Here is a 20,249-nt window from a genome sequence, read left to right on the forward strand (position 1 = left end):
TGTTCTGCGCCACCTGATTGGGTACGCGCAAATTCTTTCCCTGCCCGGAGGCCGACCCATGCTGGATACCACGACCGACCTGAAATCGCTTTTGAAGAACCCCGACCTTCTGGTCACCAAGGCCTATATCGGCGGGCAATGGGTCGATGGTGACAACGGCACCTTTGCCGTCACCAATCCGGCCCGCGGCGACGTGATCGCCGAGGTCGCGGATGTCAGCCGCGCCCAGGTGGCCGGTGCCATCGCGCAGGCCGAGGCCGCACAGAAGGAATGGGCCAAGCTGACCGGCAAGGAGCGCGCCACGATCCTGCGCCGGTGGTTCGACCTGATGATGGAAAACGCCGAGGATCTGGGCAAGATCCTGACCGCCGAGCAAGGCAAGCCCCTGGCCGAGGCGGTGGGCGAGATCGCCTATGGCGCCTCCTTCATCGAATTTTTCGGCGAAGAGGCCAAGCGGGTCTATGGCGAGACCATCCCCGGCCATCAGCGCGACAAGCGGATCATGGTGCTGAAACAGCCGATCGGGGTGGCGGCCTCGATCACGCCGTGGAACTTCCCCAACGCGATGATCACGCGCAAGGCGGGCCCGGCACTGGCCGCCGGCTGCGCCTTTGTCGCGCGCCCGGCCACCGAAACGCCCCTGTCGGCGCTGGTGCTGGCGCTGCTGGCCGAACAGGCCGGCATTCCGGCGGGTGTGTTCAACGTGGTGCCCTCGTCACAGGCCAGCGAGATCGGCAAGGAGTTCTGCGAGAACCCCGGCGTGCGCAAGCTGACCTTTACCGGCTCGACCGAGGTGGGCCGGATCTTGCTGCGTCAGGCCGCGGACCAGGTCATGAAATGCTCGATGGAGCTGGGCGGCAACGCGCCGTTCATCGTGTTCGACGACGCCGATCTGGATGCCGCCGTCGAAGGCGCGATGCTGTGCAAATTCCGCAACAACGGCCAGACCTGCGTCTGTGCCAACCGCATCTATGTGCAGGCCGGTGTCTATGACGCCTTTGCCGCCAAGCTCAAGGCCGCGGTCGAGGCATTGAAAATCGGCGACGGCCTGTCCGATGGCACAACGACCGGCCCGCTGATCAGCGACGAGGCGGTGGCCAAGGTGCAGGAGCACATCGCCGATGCCACGGCCAATGGCGGCGCGATCCTGACCGGTGGCCTGCCGCACGATCTGGGCGGCACCTTCTTCCAGCCGACGATCATCACCGACGTGACCCAGGACATGAAGGTCGCGCAGGAAGAGACCTTTGGCCCGCTGGCGCCTCTGTTCAAGTTCGAGGACGAGGACGAGGTCATCGCCATGGCCAATGACACGATCTTCGGCCTCGCCTCGTATTTCTACGCCAAGGATTTGAGCCGCGTGTACAAGGTGGCCGAGGCGCTGGAATACGGCATCGTCGGCATCAACACCGGCATCATCAGCTCGGAACTGGGCCCGTTTGGTGGTGTCAAGCAATCCGGCCTTGGCCGTGAAGGCAGCCACCACGGCATGGAAGACTATCTCGAGATGAAATACATCTGCATGGCGGTCTGATCGGACGGACCATGAGACAAGGGCGCCTCTGGGCGCCCTTTTTCTTTGCAACCGTCATGAAAAACCCCGCGTCCGGAGGAACGCGGGGTTGTGCGACAACCGAGGGAGGAGACGATCATCGCCGCTTGGGCGGTCTCAGCCTCAGTTCACGGGCTTGGCGTCAACCACGTCCTTTTCGATCGCCTTGGTCGAGGTGATCTCGATCCGGCGCGGTTTCAGCGCTTCGGGCACCTCGCGCTTCAGGTCGATGTGCAGCATGCCGTTTTCCAGGCTGGCGCCGGTCACGCGGACGTGGTCGGCCAGAGCAAAACGACGCTCGAAGGCGCGGGTGGCGATGCCGCGATGCAGATAGGTGCGCTTGGTGTCTTCGGTGGCTTTCTTACCGGCCACGACCAGCGCGTTTTCCTTGACTTCGATCGTCAGGTCATCTTCGGCAAAGCCGGCGACTGCGATCGAAATGCGATACGCATCGGCATCGGTTTTTTCGATGTTGTACGGGGGATAGCTGGGTTGTGACACTTCGCTGGTCATGACCCGATCCATGATGTCGGCAATCTGGTCAAAGCCGACGGTTGCACGGTGCAGTGGTGCAAAATCAAAGCTACGCATGTTCGTTATCCTCATGTTCAGAGCGATTTACGAGTTTTGCCCTCCGATTGGACGGGCGTTGGTCATCGTCGGACCCCGGTTTGGCTGCCCGACACACATGAAATGGGAAAGGATCTGGCTGAGTTCAAGACCCGCCGGAGCTGATGAATTTCGCGCCTGAGCTGGACTTGCCCGAGCCGACCTGCAGCCGCCGGATCTTGGCCTTTGGCTGCGGCGCATCCCGCCGCATGATGGCCTTGAGGTCCGAGACGATCCCCTCAAGTTCCATGCCGAACCCGACCTTCCGACGGCCGTCGGTACCAACCGCAGATACCACAGAAAGAATCTGCCAACGCGGCCCATTGCGGGCCAGAATTGCCGAACCGGAAGATCCAAACGTGACATCGCAATTGAAGGTAATCAAACCTTGGCGCCGCTCCAGAATCCGGCAGGACCGCTGGCGCGTGATTGCCTCGGATCGGCCGCGCCCGTACGAAGCGATGCTGATCTCATCCCCGGCGACCCGGCCACTGTGCAATGCAAATGGGTTGGCGACGGTATACGGGATCGGTTGATCCAGTCGCATCAGGGCGACATCGACCCGGACCATCTCGGGTGACAGGCCAACCCGTGGATCATAGTCCGGAAGGACGGCGATCTGCACGACCGTGCCTTCTGCAAGCGCATGTCCATCGCTCAAACCTGCGCGAAAGGTGACTTCGCCGGGTGCGTAGGTCCGGCCGGTGGCCTTGTCCGTCGCACAATGGGCTGCGGTCAGAACAAGATCCTGCGCGATCAGCGTGCCGGTGCAGAACGAGCGGTCTCCGATGTCCAACCGCCCGATCGCCTCCCAACCATACAGGTCGTCCCGATCGGTTAGCCGGCGCTTGCCACTGTCCTGGGCCACCGCCGACGCAGCAATCCCGGCCAAAATCAGGGCCAATGTCACGATACGGCAGGTCATGGCCGGACAAACCTTGCGCCGACGTTCTTTCCAGGCTCGAGCGTATTGCCGGAGGCGCCAAATCCATTCCCTGCGGACAGCTCGGTGCGCAGCACCTCCAGCGACTCTTCCAGCGCTGTTCCCAACGATACCCGCCGGCCTTCCAATTCGGCCTTGGCGGACACGACCGATACGATCCGGGGGTGATCCCCTGAGAACGAGAAGATCGGTGCGCCGGACGCACCCAAATCCACGTCACAGGACATGACCAGCACCCCCGATTGCTGCGCCATGACCGAGCAGACCTGTTGCAGCGAAGGGGCTTCTGCGCGGTTGTGGGCGTACGAAACCACTCCGACATCCTCGCCACGCGTTGGCCTGTAGCCGGTTTCAAACGGGATCACGGTCGTATTTCGGATCGGCTGCCACAACTCGATCAGCGCGACGTCGTGGCGCACGCGGCTGACAGATGCGGCGCGGTCATACTCGTATTCCGGATGAATGACCGCCTGGCGCGCCGTGCGATAGGCCGATGCGCGGCCATGTCGCCACCCCGCCAGAAACTCGATTTGGCCCGGATCAATTCGTTGGCGGGTTGCTTGGTCGAACAGGCAATGCGCTGCGGTCAGAACAAGGGTGGGTGAGATCAACGCGCCAGTGCAGAAGCCGGTGCCGTTGATGTTCAGCCGTCCGACCGCCATCCATTCGCGTCCGGAATCCGAGGTTTCAAGGCTTTGCAGCCCAGTATCCTGCGCCGTGGCTGCCAATGGCAGAACACATAACGCTATCGCCCTGATCCATGTGCGCACGCGGTTCTCCGGCATGAGGTATCGGCCAATCTACTTACGCGTGGCGTTTGGCGAAAATAGGGCAGAGCCGGACCGGGCCTAATCCGCACCAGACTGATGCGTCGGCGCATCAGGCCCGATCACCGCAGGATCGGAACCGAATCCGCAGACTGTCCGGCCCGATCCAGCGCAGGGGGCCGAGGCCCGCCTGTGGCCCAATCCAACAGCTCGACCGTATGCACGATGGGCAGTTGAGTACCTGATCCGATTTGCATCATACAGCCGATGTTCCCGGCCGCGATCAGATCGGGGTTCCTGGCCTCGAGCGTACGCACCTTGCGCTGTTTCAGCTTGGCCGAGATCTCGGGCTGCATCAGGTTGTAGGTGCCCGCGCTGCCGCAGCACAGGTGGCTGTCGGCGGGTTCGACCACCGTGTACCCCGCCTTTTTCAGCAGGTTCTTGGGATAGGTCTTGATCTGCTGTCCATGTTGCAGCGAGCAGGCCGCGTGATAGGCCACCGTCAGCTCCTTGTCGTCACCCTGTGGCAAGTCCAGCTGCATCAGGATCTCGCTGACATCCATGGCAATGCCCGACACCCGCGCCGCGTCCTCGGCCAGCGGATCGTCGTGGAACATGTGCCCGTAATCCTTGACTGTGGTGCCGCAGCCCGAGGTATTGATGACGATCGCATCCAGCCCCTTGCCGTCCATCTCGCGCGTCCAGGCGCGGATATTGGCGGCGGCGGTGGTATGGCTTTCGCGGGTCTTGCCCATGTGATGGGTCAACGCCCCGCAGCAGCCAGCGCCCTCGGCCACAACGACCTCGCAGCCCAGCCGGGTCAGCAGGCGGATCGTGGCATCGTTGATGTCGGTGTTCAGCGCCTTTTGCGCACAGCCTGTCATCAGAGCCACGCGTTTGATCGCCTGCCCCTTGGGCGCAAAGCTTTGTGGGTCGTCATTGCGGCTGACCGGCGGGATGTGTTTCGGCGCCATGTCCAGCATCGCCTTCAGGCGCGCGTCGGGCATCAGAAAGCGGAACGGCCGCCCCAGCTTGGCTCCGATCAACGCCCAGCGAAACCGCATCGGATAGGGCAGGATCCGTGCCAGAATCCACCGCAGCGCCCGGTCCGAGAAGGGGCGCTTGTAGCGGTTTTCGATATATTCACGCGCGTGATCGACCAGATGCATGTAATGCACGCCCGACGGGCAGGTCGTCATGCAGGCCAGGCAGGACAGGCAGCGGTCGATATGCTTGACGGTCTTTTCATCCGGCACACGCTCGTTTTCCAGCATGTCCTTGATCAGGTAGATGCGCCCGCGGGGGCTGTCCAATTCGTCGCCCAACACCTGGTAGGTCGGGCAGGTGGCGGTGCAGAACCCGCAATGCACGCAGTTGCGCAAAATCTCGTTTGCGCGGCGGGTGCCGGGGTCTTTCAACTGGTCTTCGGTGAATGTGGTCTGCATCGCCCTATCCCATCAGCCCGGGGTTGAACACGCCGCGCGGGTCGAATTTCTGTCGAATCCCCTGTGTCAGAGACGCAATTCCCTGCGGTTCCGGCTGGAACCGGCCCAGCCGGGCAAGGGTATCGGCCCCGGCCCGCACCAGCGTGGCGTGGCCGGAAAACGCGCCGATGCGCGCGCGCAGGTCGGTGCCTGCGGGCACCAGCGCCCAGATCAACCCGCCGCCCCAGTCGAACAGGGTCCGATCAGCCTCGGCCCGCGCGGCGATTTCGGGCGCGTCGCCGGGTTTGACCGAAATCCGCCAGACATCGCCGGGCGTGTCGGCGAAATCGGCCGCATCGCCGATCGTCTGCCACAGGGCGTCCGACGGCTCGATCGGATCAACCGCGCCGAACTGGCCCAGCAACTCCTGCAGGCGCCCGGTGCGATACGAGACCGATTCCGCAAACCCCTCGATCCGGATCAAGGCGCGCTGCTGCTGCGGATCATAGGCCGCGCCGGTGACCTCAAAGGGTGATTTCAGCGCCTCGGACAGGATGCGAACCGCAGTCGCGGCGTCCTTGGCGGGTACGGCCAGCGTCGCGCTGGCCTCGGGTTTGGGCAGCACTTTTAGCGACACCTCGGTCAGCACGCCCAGCGTGCCCCAGGACCCGGCCATCAGCTTGACCAGATCATAGCCGGTGACGTTCTTCATCACCCGCCCGCCATTCTTGATGATCTGCCCCTGCCCGTCGACAAAGCGCACGCCCAGCAGGAAATCACGGCAGGCCCCGGCCTGAATCCGGCGCGGCCCCGAGACGTTGGCGGCCACGACACCGCCGATCGTGGGCGCGCCCGAGGATCCCAGCAGGGCGCGATGGTCCATCGGCTCGAACGCCAGCTGCTGACCTTCGGCCTCCAAAGCGGCCTCGATCTCAGCCAGCGGGGTTCCGGCCTGCGCCACAAGCGTCAACGCCCCCGGCTCGTACAGGGTGATCCCGCGCAGCCCCTCGGTGCTCAGCATCCGGTCGGGGCCGGTCACACCGCGCGTGCCGCCACCGACAACGCGTACCGGTTCATTCAGGCCGGCCACGATTTCGGCCAGTTCAGACTCTGATTCAGGTCTCATTGCGGGGTCCGTTCTGTCTTGGGAGTCATTCCGCCGCCATCGGCACGACGCGCCGGGCCGCACTGGCGTCCAGCGGGAACACCTTGGCGGGGTTCAGCAGCCATTTCGGGTCGAACACGTCCTTGACGGCCATCTGCGCCTCAAGGTCCTGAGGCGCGTATTGATGATGCATCAGGTCGCGTTTTTCGATGCCCACCCCATGCTCGCCGGTCAGGCAGCCGCCGGCATCGACGCACAGTTTCAGGATCTCGGCCCCGAAGGCCTCGCACTTTTCCAGATCGCCGGGCTTGTTCGCATCGAACAGGATCAGCGGGTGCATGTTGCCGTCGCCGGCGTGGAACACGTTGCCCACGGGCAGGCCGAATTCCTTGCTCAATTCACCGATGCGGCGCAGCACGTCCGGCAGGGCCGACACCGGAATCGTGCCGTCCAGACACATATAGTCGTTGATCTGCCCCATCGCGCCAAAGGCCGATTTCCGGCCCAGCCAGATGCGGGCGCTTTCCTCGGCCGACTGGCTTTCGCGCAGCTCGACCGGGTTGTGTCGTTTGGCGATCTCGACGATCTTGGCCAACTGGCTGTCGATCTCGGCGTCCGAGCCTTCGACCTCGACAATCAGCAGCGCCTCGCAATTCGGATAGCCGGCATGGGCAAAATTCTCGCAGGCCTCGATGCACAGCCGGTCCATGAACTCGATCGCCACGGGCAGGATGCCGGATTTGATGATGTCCGAGACGCATTCGCCCGCCACCGCATTGTCATCAAAACCCATCAGGACCGGGCGCGCGCCCTCGGGCTTGCGCAGGATGCGCAGCGTCGCCTCGGTGACGACCCCCAGCTGCCCTTCCGAGCCGCAGATCACGCCCAGCAGGTCCAGCCCGCCGGAATCCAGATGCGCGCCGCCGATCTCGACCACGCGGCCATCCATCAGCACCATGGTCACGCCCAGCAGGTTGTTGGTGGTCACCCCGTATTTCAGGCAATGCGCGCCGCCCGAGTTCATCGCGATATTGCCCGCAATGGCGCAGGCCAGCTGCGACGACGGATCGGGCGCATAGAAGAAATCCTGCTCTTCGACCGCGCCGGTGACGCTCAGATTGGTGCGGCCGGTCTGCACGCGGATGAAGCGGTTGTCATAGTCGACCTCAAGCACCTCGTTCATGCGGGCCACGCCCAGGATCACGCAATCGGCGGTGGGCAGCGCCCCACCGGCCAGCGAGGTCCCGGCCCCGCGCGGCACGACCGGCACGCCTTCGTCATGGCAGATGCGCAGAATGTCCGAGACCTCCTGCGTCGAGGACGGCAGAACCGCGATCATGGGCGCGCATTTGTAGGCGGTCAGGGCGTCGCACTCATAGGCGCGGGTTTCGGCCGGGTCGGCGATGATGGCATCTTCGGGAAGAACCTGCCGCAGACGGGCAAGAACGCTGGCCTTGTGGGCCAAAACGTCGGGGTTGGGCTGTGGCATGTCCATGGCGGATCCTCCAGTTTGGTAAAATAATATTACCAATTTCTGCATCTGGCAAGTTGCCTTCGTCGGACGTACTGTCGCGCCATGACATTGACCGAACGCGCCCTGCTGTTTTCGCCCCTGGACTACGCCGCCGTCCTGCTGTTGCTGATCGCCTGGCAATGGATCGGATGGCGGATCGAGAACCCCGCGCCCGGCAAGCGCTCGGTCGCGGTGATGATGGACGAATTCCGCCGCTGCTGGATGCGCGAAATGGTGACCCGTCAGCCCCGCATGTTCGACGCCCAGGTCGTGGGCACGATGCGTCAGGGCAGTACGTTCTTTGCCTCGACCACGATGATCGCCATCGGGGGCGGGCTGGCCCTTCTGGGCAATACCGAGCGACTGTCGGGCGTCGCCAAGGACCTGGCCATCGGCAGCGCGCCGGCCATGGTGTGGGAGGTCAAGATCCTGATCGTGCTGCTGTTTCTGTCGAATGCGTTTCTGAAATACGTCTGGGCGCACCGGTTGTTCGGCTACTGCGCGGTGCTGATGGCGGCGGTGCCCAACGAGCCCGAGGATCCGCAGGCCTATCCGCGCGCGGCACAGGCGGCCGAGATCTGCGTGACCGCCGCGCGCAGCTTCAACCGTGCCTTGCGGGCCACCTATTTCGCGCTAGCCTCGCTGGCCTGGATCCTGGGCCCGATCACTTTGATCATCGGCACGCTTCTGACATTGGGGGTTCTTTATCGGCGCGAGTTTGCCTCGCATTCCCGCGCGATCCTGCTGAGCCTGCCGCCGGACACGCAGACGTGATCGCGCCCCGCCCGATCAGATCCTAGACTGGCGCAATGCGACACCTGATCCCCTGCCTGTTTCTGGCCGCCCCGGCCCTCGCCGACCCGCCGACGGTCGAAAATGTCACCGCGACGCGCACGGGCGAAACCTGGCGATTCGACGTGACCATCCGCCATCCCGATACCGGGTGGGACCACTATGCCGATGGCTGGCGCGTTCTGGCGATGGACGGGACCGAGCTGGGGATGCGAGTTCTGCATCACCCGCACGAGACCGAGCAGCCCTTTACCCGGTCGCTGGGCGGGGTCGCGATCCCCGAAGGCGCGCGTCAGGTTCAGGTGCAGGCCCGGTGCAGTGTCGATGGCTGGAACGCGGACACTACGCTTGTGACGCTGGACTGATCGTCAGAACACGCCCAGCGACAGCCCGGCGCCCAGCGCCGCGCCGATCTCTCGGCATTTGTCCAGTTCATCCTCGGGGATGGTCTTTTCCGCCAATATCGCCTCGGGCGTCTGGGCATGGGTGCAGATGATGAGGGGCGGCTGCACCTCTTTCAAGCGCCAACCGGTGGCGATGCGCGCCAGTTGCCGCGCCGCGTTCTGACCGTCGGACCCGGCGCAGATCATCTGCGCATAGGGCCGCCCCTCGATCCGGCCCAGAACCGGATAGTAGCAGCGGTCGAAAAAGTCCTTTATGACGCCTGACAGCGCCGCGAGGTTCTCGGGCGCGCAAAAGATGTATCCGTCGGCCGCCAGCAAATCGTCGGGTCCCGCCTGCTCGGCGGGTTTCAGGCTGACCTCGGCCTCGGCGCAGGCCGCCTGTGCGGCCGCATCGGCCATCTGCCGGCTGCCGCCGGTGCGCGAATGATAGACGATCAGTAGACGGGCCACAGTGGTCAGGCCCGATGATACGGGCCGCCCGACAGGATCGTCGCGGCACGATAGAGTTGTTCCGACAGCATCACCCGGACAAGCATATGCGGCCAGACCATGGCGCCGAAAGAAATCGAAAAATCGGCCTCGGCCCGCAGCGCCGGGTCGATACCGTCGGCGCCGCCGATGACAAAGGCCAGATCCTGCCGGCCCATGTCACGCCACCCGGCCAGCTTCCGCGCGAAATCGGGGGAAGACATCACCTTTCCCCGCTCGTCCAATGTGCAGATCACCGCGCCAGCGGGCAGCGCCTTGCACAGCAACGCGGCCTCGGCGCCCATACCGGCGTTTTTCTTGTCTTCGACCTCGATCACGCGCGCAGGCCCCAAGCCCAGGCCGCGGCCGGTCCGGTCGAAACGGGTCAGATAGTCGTCAAGCAGGGTCTTCTCCGGTCCGGCACGCAATCGCCCGACCGCACAAATGCTGATACGCATGTCGCTCTCGCCGCCGGCCCTTCAATACGGGCCGGGATGGCGCCTCAGTTCGCCGAGGCGCTGCCGCCCTGAGGCAGCCACATCTTTTCCAGCTGGTAGAATTCGCGCACTTCGGGGCGGAAGATATGGACGATCACATCGCCCGTATCTATCAGCACCCAGTCGCCGGCATCCTTGCCTTCGACCTTCGAGGTGAAACCGAATTCCTGCTTGATGCGATCCGTCAGCTTTTCCGCCATCGCCGACACCTGACGCGTCGACCGGCCCGAAGCGATGACCATGTAGTCGGCCACCGAAGACTTGCCCTGCAGGTTGATCTGCACAACATCTTCGGCCTTGTCATCGGAAAGTGAGGAAAGGATGCGTTCAAGCAGCTTGTCGCTGATTGACTGAGAGCGGGCCATCACAGCGGCCCCTTCATCGGCGGGCAAACCCGCCTGTGTGTGTAGAGACAGGACATGGTCCTCCTTGCTAAAGCGCCGTGTAACCCCGGCGCCGGGGTACTATTAAGGTAGCAAGGCAATTGCAACATTTCAATGAACGGCAACCGTTGATGGCACGGGGTTGATCAATCCGTGTCCAGATGTGGCACAGCGGTGTCGGTGGCACCCTGCCCCAGCAGGCGCACTTCGCGCTGCGGGAAGGGGATCGAGATGCCCTCGGCCTGGAATGCATCCCACAGCGCTAGATAGACATTGCCGCGAATGTTGGTCAGGCCGGCCGTCGGATCGCGGATCCAGAACCGCAGCACGTAATCGACGCTGCTGTCGCCGAACCCGGTGATGTGGCAGACCGGTTCGTGCTTGCCGCCGCTTAGAACGCGTTTGACTGATTTCACCGTTCGCACGGCGGACTCGCGCACCTTGTGCGGGTCGTCGCCGTAGCTGGTGCCGAAGGTCAGATCGAGGCGGACGAACTCGTCGGAATGGGACCAGTTCACCACCTGCCCGGTAATCAGATCCTCGTTCGGGATCAGGTATTCGCGCCCGTCGCGGGTAACGACCGAGACGTAGCGGGCGCCCAGCGCGTTGATCCAACCGAACGTATCGCCCAGCGAGATCACGTCGCCCGGCTTGATCGACCGGTCCATCAGGATGATGATCCCCGAGATCAGGTTCGACACGACCTTCTGCAGGCCGAAGCCGATACCGACGCCAACCGCACCGGACAACAGCGCGATCCCGGTCAGGTCGAATCCCAGCGTCCGGATCCCGACCAGAAAGACCAGCCCGTACAGCGCCACCTGGATCCCCTTGGCCAGCAGCACCTGCATCGAGGGCGAGATGTCGTCATTGCTTTTCAGCCCGCGTTCCGCCGCCCGGGTGCCAAGCCGCGCCAGCACCAACAACGTGCCGATCAGCAGAATGGCCTTGAGAATCCCCAATACCGAGATGTGAAGGCTGCCGATCGAAATCGCCACGCCGTCCAGGAACTCGGCGACGTCATCGGTCAGACTCAGCGCGACCAGCGTGGCGTAGATCCACATCGACCAGCGGAAGATGCGCCGAATCGTCCGGTTGCGGACGAGTCGCGAAATCAGCGCGATCGCCAGCCACGCGGCTGCCAGCGTTGCCAGAACACCGATGATGTAACTGCGCGATGGCCAGGTGACCTGCTGCATCACCAGATAGACGCCCCAGGCCAGCACGACGAAGTAGACCAGCGTCATCCGCTGCATCAGCTGAACCAGAACCCGCAACCGCCATTTGGGCCATCCACTGCGCGCCCGTGCCCAGGCTTCCCACCGGCCTTTTGTCAGCAGTGTCAAAAGGAAGGACAGCGCCACCAGCCCCAGGATGATGGCGATCTGATACTGCCGCCACCCCGGAGTCACGATCAACTCGACCAGGTTCCCAAGCTGCAACAGAAAGGCCTCGGCCATGTTGTCGAACAGTTCTGAAATCGAACTTGGGATCAAATCATTGTCCATGCGCGTCTCCTGCCGCCAGATTGAACAGCAATGTGGCGGCTTGCAAGGCCCACCGACCTGTCGTGGGACGCGGATTGAGCCTTGATTGACGAGGGGGCGCGATATATCTGGATCGCATGAGATTCCATCAGGCCCCTGCTCCCAACCTGCAAGACCGCGCGCGCCTGCGTGAACGGTTCTTCGGGGCCGCCCGCACGGTTCTGGCCCGCCTATAATCGGCGCCCAGCCACTCGCCAGCATTTCTCAATACAGACGGGAGAGGACCGATGTCCCCCAAAACACTCTATGACAAGATCTGGGATGCCCATGTCGTGCACGAAGCCGACGATGGCACCTGCCTGCTTTATATCGACCGCCACCTGGTGCACGAAGTGACCAGCCCGCAGGCCTTCGAAGGCCTGCGCATGGCGGGCCGCAAGGTGCGCGCGCCGGAAAAGACCATCGCCGTGCCGGACCACAACGTGCCCACCACGCCCGACCGCGTGAACGGAATAGAGAACCCCGAATCGCGCATCCAGGTCGAAGCACTGGACAAGAACGCCCGCGAATTCGGCATTCACTACTACCCGGTGAATGATATCCGTCAGGGCATCGTCCACATCGTCGGCCCCGAACAGGGCTGGACCCTGCCGGGCATGACCGTGGTCTGCGGCGACAGCCACACCGCCACCCACGGCGCGTTCGGCGCGCTGGCCCACGGCATCGGCACCTCCGAGGTCGAGCATGTTCTGGCCACCCAGACTCTGATCCAGAAAAAGTCCAAGAACATGAAGGTCGAGATCACCGGCAAACTGCAGCCGGGCGTGACCGCCAAGGACATCACTCTGGCCGTGATCGGCGAAACCGGCACCGCCGGCGGCACCGGCTATGTGATCGAATATTGCGGCGAAGCGATCCGCGACCTGTCGATGGAAGGCCGCATGACCGTCTGCAACATGGCCATCGAGGGCGGCGCCCGCGCCGGCCTGATCGCGCCGGACGAAAAGACGTTCGAATACGTCAAGGGCCGCCCGCACGCTCCCAAGGGCGCGCAGTGGGAGGCTGCCCTGGCCTGGTGGAAGACGCTCTATTCAGATGACAACGCCCATTGGGACAAGGTCGTCACCATCCGCGGCGAAGAAATCGCCCCCGTGGTTACCTGGGGCACCAGCCCCGAAGACGTTCTGCCGATCACCGCGACCGTGCCCAACCCCGAGGATTTCGAGGGCGGCAAGGTCGAGGCCGCGCGCCGCTCGATCGAATACATGGGGCTCAAGCCGGGCCAGAAACTGAGCGACATCGAGATCGACACGGTCTTCATCGGCTCCTGCACCAACGGCCGGATCGAGGACCTGCGCGCCGCTGCCGAGATACTGAAGGGCAAAAAGATCAAGGACGGCATCCGCGCCATGGTCGTGCCCGGCTCGGGCCTCGTGCGCGCGCAGGCCGAAGAGGAAGGCATCGCCGAGATCTTCAAGCAGGCCGGGTTCGAATGGCGCCTTGCGGGTTGTTCGATGTGCCTGGCGATGAACCCCGACCAGCTGACCCCGGGCGAGCGCTGCGCCGCCACGTCGAACCGCAATTTCGAGGGTCGTCAGGGCCGCGGCGGACGCACCCATCTGCTGAGCCCCGCGATGGCTGCCGCTGCGGCAATCACGGGAAAGCTGACAGATGTGCGTGAATTGATGTAAGGTCCCCTCATATCTAGATATTTGAGGGAGAGACTGAAATGAGTGAATGGGTCAAATGGCTCCTGATGGGGCTTCTATCGATCGTGTTCGGCATATTCGTGCTGGGCGCACCGGTTGTGGCATCCGTGGCAGTGACCGTGGTCACCGGCGTCCTTTTGCTGGTGTCCGGCGTTCTGCAGGTTGTCGGCGGTTTCACCGTCGAAGGAACCGGAAACAAGATCCTGGCCTTCATCATGGGTGCGGTCATGCTGTTCCTGGGCTGGTCGTTTCTGGACCATCCGCTGGCAGGCACTCTGACGCTGGCAACAGTGGTGCTTATCTTGTTCATGGCAGGCGGGATCGCACGGATCATTCTCTCGTTTCAGATGCGAGGCACGTCATTTTTCTGGCCAACCCTGATCTCGGGCATCTTGTCGATCATCCTGGCAGGCATCATCTGGTCTTATGCAAGCTCGGAACCGGCGGTGCTGTTCCAGTTGCTGGGCATCCTGCTGGGCATCGAGATGCTGTTCAACGGGTTCGGATTGGTCTTCATGGCGTTCTTCGTCAAGAACGCGCCCAAAGACGAAACAACAGAAGCTCAACAAGCTTGAAACGCGGGGCATGGGGCCTGACCTCTCCCGCAGGAGTGTGAACATGGAAAAGTTTGAAAAAGTCCACGGTGTGGCAGCCCCCATGCCCCTGATCAATATCGACACCGATATGATCATTCCCAAGGTGCATCTGAAAACGATCAAACGGTCCGGCCTCGGCGTCGTCCTGTTCGACGAGATGCGCTATCACGATGACGGGCGCGAGAACGAAGAGTTCGTCCTGAACAAACCCGCTTATCGCAACGCCGAGATTCTGGTGGCTGGCGACAACTTCGGGTGCGGCTCATCTCGGGAACACGCGCCCTGGGCGATCAAGGATTTCGGTATCAAGGTGGTCATCTCGACCAGCTTCGCCGACATCTTCTTCAACAACTGCTTCAAGAACGGCATCCTGCCCATCGTGGTCGAAGAACACCACCACGTCATTCTGATGGAGGATGCCCACAAGGGCGAGAACGCACGTATGACCGTGCACCTGGAAGATCAGCAGATCGTCACCTCGGACGGCGTCGTGATCGAGTTTGATATCGACCCGCACCGCAAGCATTGCCTGCTGAACGGTCTGGACGATATCGGCCTGACGATGGAAAAAGATCACCACATCGACTCGTTCGAATCCCACGCCGGACAGGCGCGCCCCTGGGTGTGATTCTGGGGATGTAACTGTGGATACTCAACCTGACGGGGTCGCCGAGGCGGCCCCGTTCGCATTCTTGGGGTTAAAGTCAAAGCAACCACAACATGTAGAGAACCATTTCCATTACACGTCGAATTTGCGACGTGAATGATGCAAAGCCGCACCAGTTTCGCCATCTTTTTGCCTGAAATCACGTGTTTTCTGCACCTCGGCTTGAGCGAAATGCCGCTTATCGCCAATGATGGCGCTAAAGGGGCATCCGCCAAATATCGAGATTGGCGGGCATCAAGTTGGAACCAAGTCGGCAAAGAATCGACTGGTCCGGTTTGGAAAGGGTTCGGATAGTGATTGCTCGCACAACAGGGGCTGCGATACGGGGATTGTTGGTGGCACTTCTGGTGCTGACACCCGCATTGTATCTGCCCGCATCAACGTCCAACGGGACCGAGATCGTTGTCTTTCTGGCAATCCTGGCATTCATCCTGACCTTCGCCGAATACAACTCGGCCTTTCCCAGCTTTATCGAATTCCGCGATGCGCCGCCCGTGAACAGGCTGCGCTTTGTCGGCCTGATGTCGATGATCTCTTTCCTGACCTTGATCTGCAAGAACGCCTATGCGCCGACGGAACTGACCAGCACCGTGTATTCGGTCGGCCTGGCCGTCGCGAATGTCGTGGACTTCCCCTATTCACCTGTCCGCCTGGTGGTGTTGATGCTGCCTGCTGACGCGAGCCAACCCCTGGTCGAGTTGGTACGCATCACGGCAAGTGTCGCCTATGTCGCCGCTTTGGTCACGATCGCCAGCTTTGCCTATGCGGTCAAACTGCGTGGGTGGCCCACTGGCAACGGGGCGTTCAATGTCTGGACCAACCTGCCCCTGTTCGACCCCACCAAGGGCGGAGACGTGGTGACTCGCCTGCAGCGCGACGGTCGGTTGAACATCTCGGTCGGCGTTCTGCTGCCGTTCCTGATTCCGGCCCTGATCAAGCTGCTCACGGATTTCATTGATCCGCTGTCGTTGTCCAATCCGCAGACGTTGATCTGGACCATGAGCGCGTGGGCTTTCCTGCCGGCCAGCATGATCATGCGCGGGATGGCAACCCTGCGCATTGCCGGGCTGATCGTGGAAAAACGCCGCGCCTACTCGACCACCGAGACGACCCAAACCGCATGATCCGTATTCTTGTTCTGCTGTTGCTGCCGTTTGTGGCGCAGGCAGAGCCAGTGCGCGTTGCCAGCTTCAATGCTGAGCTAGGCCGGAAAGGTCCGGGCCTGCTGCTGCGGGATATTCGGCGTGATGATCCCCAGGTGCAGGCCGTGATCGAGGTTCTGACCGCCGCTGCCCCCGATGTTCTGGCCCTGCAAGGCATCGACTGGGACCATGACAACCTGGCCCTGTCCGCGCTGGCTGATCGGTTGCGCGCGGCAGGGCTGGATTACCCGCATCTCTTCGCTGGTCAGCCCAACTCGGGGCTGATGACGTCGCTCGATCTGGACGGGGACGGAGAACGGGGCGGACCCGGAGACGCCCAGGGATGGGGCCGTTTCACCGGAAATGGCGGGCTGGCCGTGCTGTCCCGTTATCCGATCGCAAAGGATGAGGTTCGTGACCTTTCAGCGCTGCTTTGGAAGGACCTGCCCGGCGCGACGCTACCCACCCTTGGCGGGTTGCCTTTCCCGTCCGAACAAGCCCACGCTGTTCAGCGCCTGTCGTCGACCGCCCATTGGATCGTGCCGGTGGAGACACCTCAAGGCCGCCTGAACCTGATGACCTTTCACGCCACCCCTCCTGTCTTCGACGGGCCCGAGGATCGCAACGGATTGCGCAATCGCGATGAGATCCGGCTGTGGTCGGTGTTGCTGGACGGCGGGCTGGGTCCAGCCCCTAAAAGTCGTTTCATCATTGCCGGTGACGCCAATCTTGACCCGAACCTGGGCGAGGGGCGCAATGAAGCCATCCGCGATCTGTTACAGCACCCTAGCCTGCAGGATCCGCGACCCGTGGATGGCGCAGGCTCGGCTGTAACGGTGGTTTGGAAGGCGGTGGGTGAACGGCGTGTTGACTATCTGCTGCCATCGGTCGACTGGGTGGTTGAAGACGCCGGCATCCACTGGAACGACGCCAACGGTGTGCCCCTTGCTGCGGCTCGCAAGGCCAGCCGACATCGTCTGATTTGGGTTGACCTGTCACACCCGGACCTGCCGCCGGGCCTATGACAGGCCATGAACCCGATCCACGTCTGTGGTTCGCGGGCTATCATGCGACACGGACAGCACAGCGGTTTTCAATGCCTCGTGCAGCGGCGTGGATGCGAAATCGCTGATCAACGAGTCGAAGAACGAGCCATCCAAGCGGTGCGGCGTGTCCCACAGATAGCGCATCTCAAGCAGATGCGGGGCCAGTTTCCAGAACGGCTGGGCCAGAACAATTGGCCACCAGTTCATCTGCTTCAAGCGCACCGGAGCCCCGGTCACTTCCGACAAGGCCTGTGCCAATTGGCGGCCGGTCAACGTGTATCCGGCAAAAGGAATGTCGCAATAGCGCGGCAAGTCATGCCGCATCTCGGCCAACTGAACCGCAGCGCGGGCCAGATCCGGCAGGTAGGCCCAGGCATGGGCAATGTCAGGGTCACCGGGATAGACGAAACGCCCTTTGGCCAGGGGCTTGATCATGATCTGGTCGAACCAATTGCCGGAGGCTTGCGTGTCAAGGAAATCCCCGGCGCGCAGGATCACGGTGCGCACGCCCGACGACCGATAGGCCTCCTCCATACGGATCCGAATCTGGCCCAGAGGGTTGGTTGCAAAATGCGGCGTATCTGCCGCCCACGGCCCGGGCGTGTCGGCCCCAAAAACATAAACGTTCCCGGGCACGATCACGGTCGCCCCGGTTGCCTTCGCCGCACCGATGACCTGAGCGTGCAAGTCCGGCACCTGCCGCGCCCACTCGGTGTATGGCGGGTTCCAGCCATTCACGATGACATCCGCACCCCGGGCTGCGGTGGACAGATCATCCCTCGCGCGGTCAAATCCCCGCACCGTCCATCCGGCCGCTTGAAACGCGTCTGCGGCATTGCGGCCAAAACGCCCCGAAGATCCCAGGATCAGCACCTTTCCCGTCATCGCAACCTCCTGTCAGCCCTGGCGGTTGAACAAAAGATATCCATTCACTCACCTTTGGGAATTGCCGAAAAAGGCAGAGCATGTATTCATCTGCGCATGGATAAAACCTTGGCACTTTCTGATTGGTCTTTGGTGCAGAGCTTTCTGGCAGTTGCGGAAACGGGATCGTTGTCGGCGGCTGCGCGGGAACTGGGGCGCAGTCAGCCGACGCTTGGTCGCCAGGTTCAGGCGCTCGAGACGGATTTGGGCGTGTCGCTGTTCGATCGCCATGCGCGAGGCCTCAAGCTCAGCGCAGCCGGCCAGCAATTGCTGCCGATGGCGCAACAGATGCACACGGCCATGCGCCAGCTGAGCCTGGCCGCCGCCGGGCAGTCGCAACAGCTGGGCGGTACGGTCCGCATCACCGCCTCGGTCTTCGCATCGCACCATATCCTGCCGTCCATTCTGGCGGACATCCGCAGGCAAGAACCTTCAATCCAGCTGGAACTGGTCGCCACCGACACCAGCGAAAACCTGCTGTTCCGCGAAGCTGATATCGCAGTTCGCATGTATCGCCCCGAGCAGGTCGATATCGTGACCCGGCATCTGGGCGACGTACCGTTGTGTTTCTGCGCAGCCCGGTCGTATCTGGACCGCGCCGGTCGGCCAACCACCCCCGAAGAGTTGTTTCAGCATGACCTGGTGGGTTTCGACTCCAACGACCTGATCATCTCGAAAATGCAGGCCAAGGGTTGGCCTGCCAGCAAGGAAGACTTTGCCACCCGTTGCGATCTTCAAAGCGCCTATTGGGAGTTGATCCGCGCGGGTTGCGGCATCGGTTTCAGCCAGGTTCAAGTGGCCGAGGCTGATCCTGCGGTCGAAATTCTGCCGTTGGATGTGGACATACCAGTCCTGCCGGTCTGGCTGGCTGCGCCGCAGGCCATGCGGCAGACACCGCGCATTCGCCGGGTCTGGGACCTTCTGACAGAAGGGCTGAAAGCCAGCCTGTGACCCAGATCGGGTGCCCGGCGCATGTTCAGCGGCGTTTTTCGCGCTGTACGGCCCTGATTCCGCGCATTTTGACCAGAACGCCTCATTGACCAGATGCACCGCAAACGCTAGGCCCGATGCTGAAAAACGCAAGGAGACCGTTCATGTCCAACCCCTCGCTCCTCATCCTGCCCGGAGACGGAATTGGCCCGGAAGTCATGGCCGAAGTGCGCAAGATTATCGGCTGGTTCGGCGCCAAGCGCGGCCTTGAATTCGACGTGAGCGAGGATCTGGTCGGCGGTGCCGCCTATGACGTGCACGGCAAGCCCCTGTCGGACGAGACGATGGCCAAGGCGCAAGAGGTCGACGCGGTTCTGCTGGGCGCCGTGGGCGGCCCGAAATACGACGATCTGGATTTCAGCGTGAAGCCCGAGCGCGGCCTGCTGCGCCTGCGCAAGGAGATGGACCTGTACTCGAACCTGCGCCCGGCGCAGTGCTTTGACGCGCTGGCCGATTTCTCGTCGCTCAAAAAGGACGTGGTTGCCGGTCTCGATATCATGATCGTGCGCGAACTGACCTCGGGCGTCTATTTCGGCGAGCCGCGCGGTATCTTCGAGGAAGGCAACGAGCGCGTGGGCATCAACACCCAGCGCTACACCGAATCTGAGATCGAACGCGCCGCGCGCTCGGCCTTTGAACTGGCGATGCGCCGCAACAAGAAGCTGTGCTCGATGGAAAAGGCCAACGTAATGGAATCGGGCATCCTGTGGCGCGAAGTGGTGACCCGCGTGGGCCAGGACTATCCCGAGGTCGAGCTGATCCACATGTATGCCGACAACGGCGCCATGCAGCTGGTGCGCGCACCCAAGCAGTTCGACGTGATCCTGACCGACAACCTGTTCGGCGATATCCTGTCGGACTGCGCGGCGATGCTGACCGGGTCGCTGGGCATGCTGCCTTCGGCCTCGCTGGGCGCGCCGATGGCCAACGGCCGGCCCAAGGCACTGTACGAGCCCGTCCACGGCTCGGCCCCCGACATCGCCGGTCAGGGCAAGGCCAACCCGATCGCCTGTATCCTCAGCTTTGCGATGGCGCTGCGCTACAGCTTTGACCAAGGCGCCGAGGCCGATCGTCTGGAAGCCGCGGTCGAAAAGGTTCTGGCCGATGGTGTCCGCACGGCTGATCTGCTGGCCGAAGAAGGCGTTCAGCCGGTTTCGACCAGCGAAATGGGCGATGCGATCGTCGCCGCGCTGGACGAAAGCCTGTAACGACCGATCCGGGCGGCGCCCAG

Annotated in this window: 21 protein-coding genes; 10 read left to right on the forward strand and 11 right to left on the reverse strand. The window is 62.7% G+C overall.

All coding sequences use genetic code 11. From position 1 onward, the window contains the following. The first annotated feature begins 58 nt into the window (after positions 1-58). Positions 59-1,534 carry an NAD-dependent succinate-semialdehyde dehydrogenase gene (locus tag ACR0LD_RS15415; protein WP_170367515.1) on the forward strand — a complete coding sequence of 492 codons (1,476 nt, stop codon included), beginning with the start codon at positions 59-61 and terminating at the stop codon, positions 1,532-1,534. Positions 1,535-1,675: 141 nt separating this feature from the next. On the opposite strand, the gene ACR0LD_RS15420 is transcribed toward ACR0LD_RS15415, so the two are convergent. The 6 genes from ACR0LD_RS15420 to ACR0LD_RS15445 all read right to left on the reverse strand — a co-directional run bounded on the left by ACR0LD_RS15420 (position 1,676) and on the right by ACR0LD_RS15445 (position 7,895). Then, positions 1,676-2,143: an Hsp20 family protein gene (locus ACR0LD_RS15420; protein WP_170342492.1), complete on the reverse strand. Its 468-nt coding sequence runs from the start codon at positions 2,141-2,143 to the stop codon at positions 1,676-1,678. A gap of 124 nt (positions 2,144-2,267) precedes the next feature. Continuing rightward, positions 2,268-3,086: a trypsin-like serine peptidase gene (locus ACR0LD_RS15425; RefSeq protein ID WP_170359854.1), complete on the reverse strand. Its 819-nt coding sequence runs from the start codon at positions 3,084-3,086 to the stop codon at positions 2,268-2,270. Continuing rightward, a complete protein-coding gene (locus tag ACR0LD_RS15430; RefSeq protein WP_342355391.1) occupies positions 3,083-3,874 on the reverse strand; it encodes a trypsin-like serine peptidase in 792 nt (263 codons plus the stop codon). The genes ACR0LD_RS15425 and ACR0LD_RS15430 overlap by 4 nt, the downstream gene beginning before the upstream one ends. A gap of 119 nt (positions 3,875-3,993) precedes the next feature. Continuing rightward, positions 3,994-5,316: a glycolate oxidase subunit GlcF gene (gene glcF / locus ACR0LD_RS15435; protein ID WP_480637790.1), complete on the reverse strand. Its 1,323-nt coding sequence runs from the start codon at positions 5,314-5,316 to the stop codon at positions 3,994-3,996. Between the two features lie 4 nt (positions 5,317-5,320). Then, on the reverse strand, positions 5,321-6,421 hold the full coding sequence (locus tag ACR0LD_RS15440) for an FAD-binding protein (protein WP_480637792.1): 1,101 nt from the start codon (positions 6,419-6,421) through the stop codon (positions 5,321-5,323). 25 nt (positions 6,422-6,446) lie between these two features. Then, the gene (locus ACR0LD_RS15445) at positions 6,447-7,895 is read right to left on the reverse strand and encodes an FAD-linked oxidase C-terminal domain-containing protein (protein ID WP_480637794.1); all 1,449 of its coding nucleotides are present in this window, start codon (positions 7,893-7,895) and stop codon (positions 6,447-6,449) included. 81 nt (positions 7,896-7,976) lie between these two features. On the opposite strand from ACR0LD_RS15445, the gene ACR0LD_RS15450 reads away from it, so the two are divergent. After that, positions 7,977-8,687 carry a DUF599 domain-containing protein gene (locus ACR0LD_RS15450; RefSeq protein WP_170421054.1) on the forward strand — a complete coding sequence of 237 codons (711 nt, stop codon included), beginning with the start codon at positions 7,977-7,979 and terminating at the stop codon, positions 8,685-8,687. Between the two features lie 35 nt (positions 8,688-8,722). Continuing rightward, on the forward strand, positions 8,723-9,070 hold the full coding sequence (locus ACR0LD_RS15455) for a hypothetical protein (RefSeq protein ID WP_480637796.1): 348 nt from the start codon (positions 8,723-8,725) through the stop codon (positions 9,068-9,070). A gap of 3 nt (positions 9,071-9,073) precedes the next feature. Here the strand turns inward: ACR0LD_RS15455 and ACR0LD_RS15460 are convergent, their stop codons facing one another. From ACR0LD_RS15460 to ACR0LD_RS15475, 4 genes are all read right to left on the reverse strand, one after another. Then, positions 9,074-9,559 carry a flavodoxin family protein gene (locus ACR0LD_RS15460; RefSeq protein ID WP_480637797.1) on the reverse strand — a complete coding sequence of 162 codons (486 nt, stop codon included), beginning with the start codon at positions 9,557-9,559 and terminating at the stop codon, positions 9,074-9,076. A gap of 5 nt (positions 9,560-9,564) precedes the next feature. Next, positions 9,565-10,035, reverse strand: a complete 471-nt coding sequence (gene rlmH / locus ACR0LD_RS15465) for a 23S rRNA (pseudouridine(1915)-N(3))-methyltransferase RlmH (RefSeq protein ID WP_480637799.1) — start codon at positions 10,033-10,035, stop codon at positions 9,565-9,567. Between the two features lie 44 nt (positions 10,036-10,079). Further along, the gene (gene rsfS / locus ACR0LD_RS15470) at positions 10,080-10,439 is read right to left on the reverse strand and encodes a ribosome silencing factor (protein ID WP_093963679.1); all 360 of its coding nucleotides are present in this window, start codon (positions 10,437-10,439) and stop codon (positions 10,080-10,082) included. A gap of 164 nt (positions 10,440-10,603) precedes the next feature. Then, the gene (locus ACR0LD_RS15475; protein ID WP_170510290.1) at positions 10,604-11,965 is read right to left on the reverse strand and encodes a mechanosensitive ion channel family protein; all 1,362 of its coding nucleotides are present in this window, start codon (positions 11,963-11,965) and stop codon (positions 10,604-10,606) included. 266 nt (positions 11,966-12,231) lie between these two features. Here ACR0LD_RS15475 and leuC point away from each other — a divergent pair, with 266 nt between their 5' ends. The 5 genes from leuC (at position 12,232) to ACR0LD_RS15500 (ending at position 17,083) form a co-directional block, all read left to right on the forward strand. Next, on the forward strand, positions 12,232-13,635 hold the full coding sequence (gene leuC / locus ACR0LD_RS15480; RefSeq protein WP_480637802.1) for a 3-isopropylmalate dehydratase large subunit: 1,404 nt from the start codon (positions 12,232-12,234) through the stop codon (positions 13,633-13,635). A 38-nt stretch (positions 13,636-13,673) separates the two neighbouring features. After that, entirely contained in the window at positions 13,674-14,228 is a 555-nt protein-coding gene (locus ACR0LD_RS15485; protein ID WP_170343176.1) for an HdeD family acid-resistance protein, read from the forward strand. A 43-nt stretch (positions 14,229-14,271) separates the two neighbouring features. After that, positions 14,272-14,877 carry a 3-isopropylmalate dehydratase small subunit gene (leuD, locus tag ACR0LD_RS15490; protein WP_170461225.1) on the forward strand — a complete coding sequence of 202 codons (606 nt, stop codon included), beginning with the start codon at positions 14,272-14,274 and terminating at the stop codon, positions 14,875-14,877. Positions 14,878-15,209: 332 nt separating this feature from the next. Next, positions 15,210-16,040, forward strand: coding sequence for a hypothetical protein (locus ACR0LD_RS15495; protein ID WP_170359843.1), 831 nt, complete (start codon positions 15,210-15,212; stop codon positions 16,038-16,040). Further along, positions 16,037-17,083: an endonuclease/exonuclease/phosphatase family protein gene (locus tag ACR0LD_RS15500; protein WP_480637804.1), complete on the forward strand. Its 1,047-nt coding sequence runs from the start codon at positions 16,037-16,039 to the stop codon at positions 17,081-17,083. Before ACR0LD_RS15495 ends, ACR0LD_RS15500 begins: the two co-directional genes overlap by 4 nt. Here the strand turns inward: ACR0LD_RS15500 and ACR0LD_RS15505 are convergent. Further along, complete coding sequence (locus ACR0LD_RS15505; RefSeq protein ID WP_480637806.1) at positions 17,078-17,989, reverse strand: Rossmann-fold NAD(P)-binding domain-containing protein; 912 nt, start codon at positions 17,987-17,989, stop codon at positions 17,078-17,080. The two genes, ACR0LD_RS15500 and ACR0LD_RS15505, sit on opposite strands and share 6 nt — an antisense overlap. Before the next feature lie 96 nt (positions 17,990-18,085). Here ACR0LD_RS15505 and ACR0LD_RS15510 point away from each other — a divergent pair, with 96 nt between their 5' ends. Together ACR0LD_RS15510 and leuB are read left to right on the forward strand one after the other, a co-directional pair. Next, positions 18,086-18,979 (forward strand): LysR family transcriptional regulator, encoded by an 894-nt coding sequence (locus tag ACR0LD_RS15510; protein ID WP_480637808.1) that lies wholly within the window; start codon positions 18,086-18,088, stop codon positions 18,977-18,979. A gap of 143 nt (positions 18,980-19,122) precedes the next feature. Next, positions 19,123-20,226, forward strand: a complete 1,104-nt coding sequence (leuB, locus tag ACR0LD_RS15515; protein WP_480637809.1) for a 3-isopropylmalate dehydrogenase — start codon at positions 19,123-19,125, stop codon at positions 20,224-20,226. Positions 20,227-20,249: the final 23 nt, after the last annotated feature.

The organism is Ruegeria sp. BF8 (assembly GCF_056538625.1).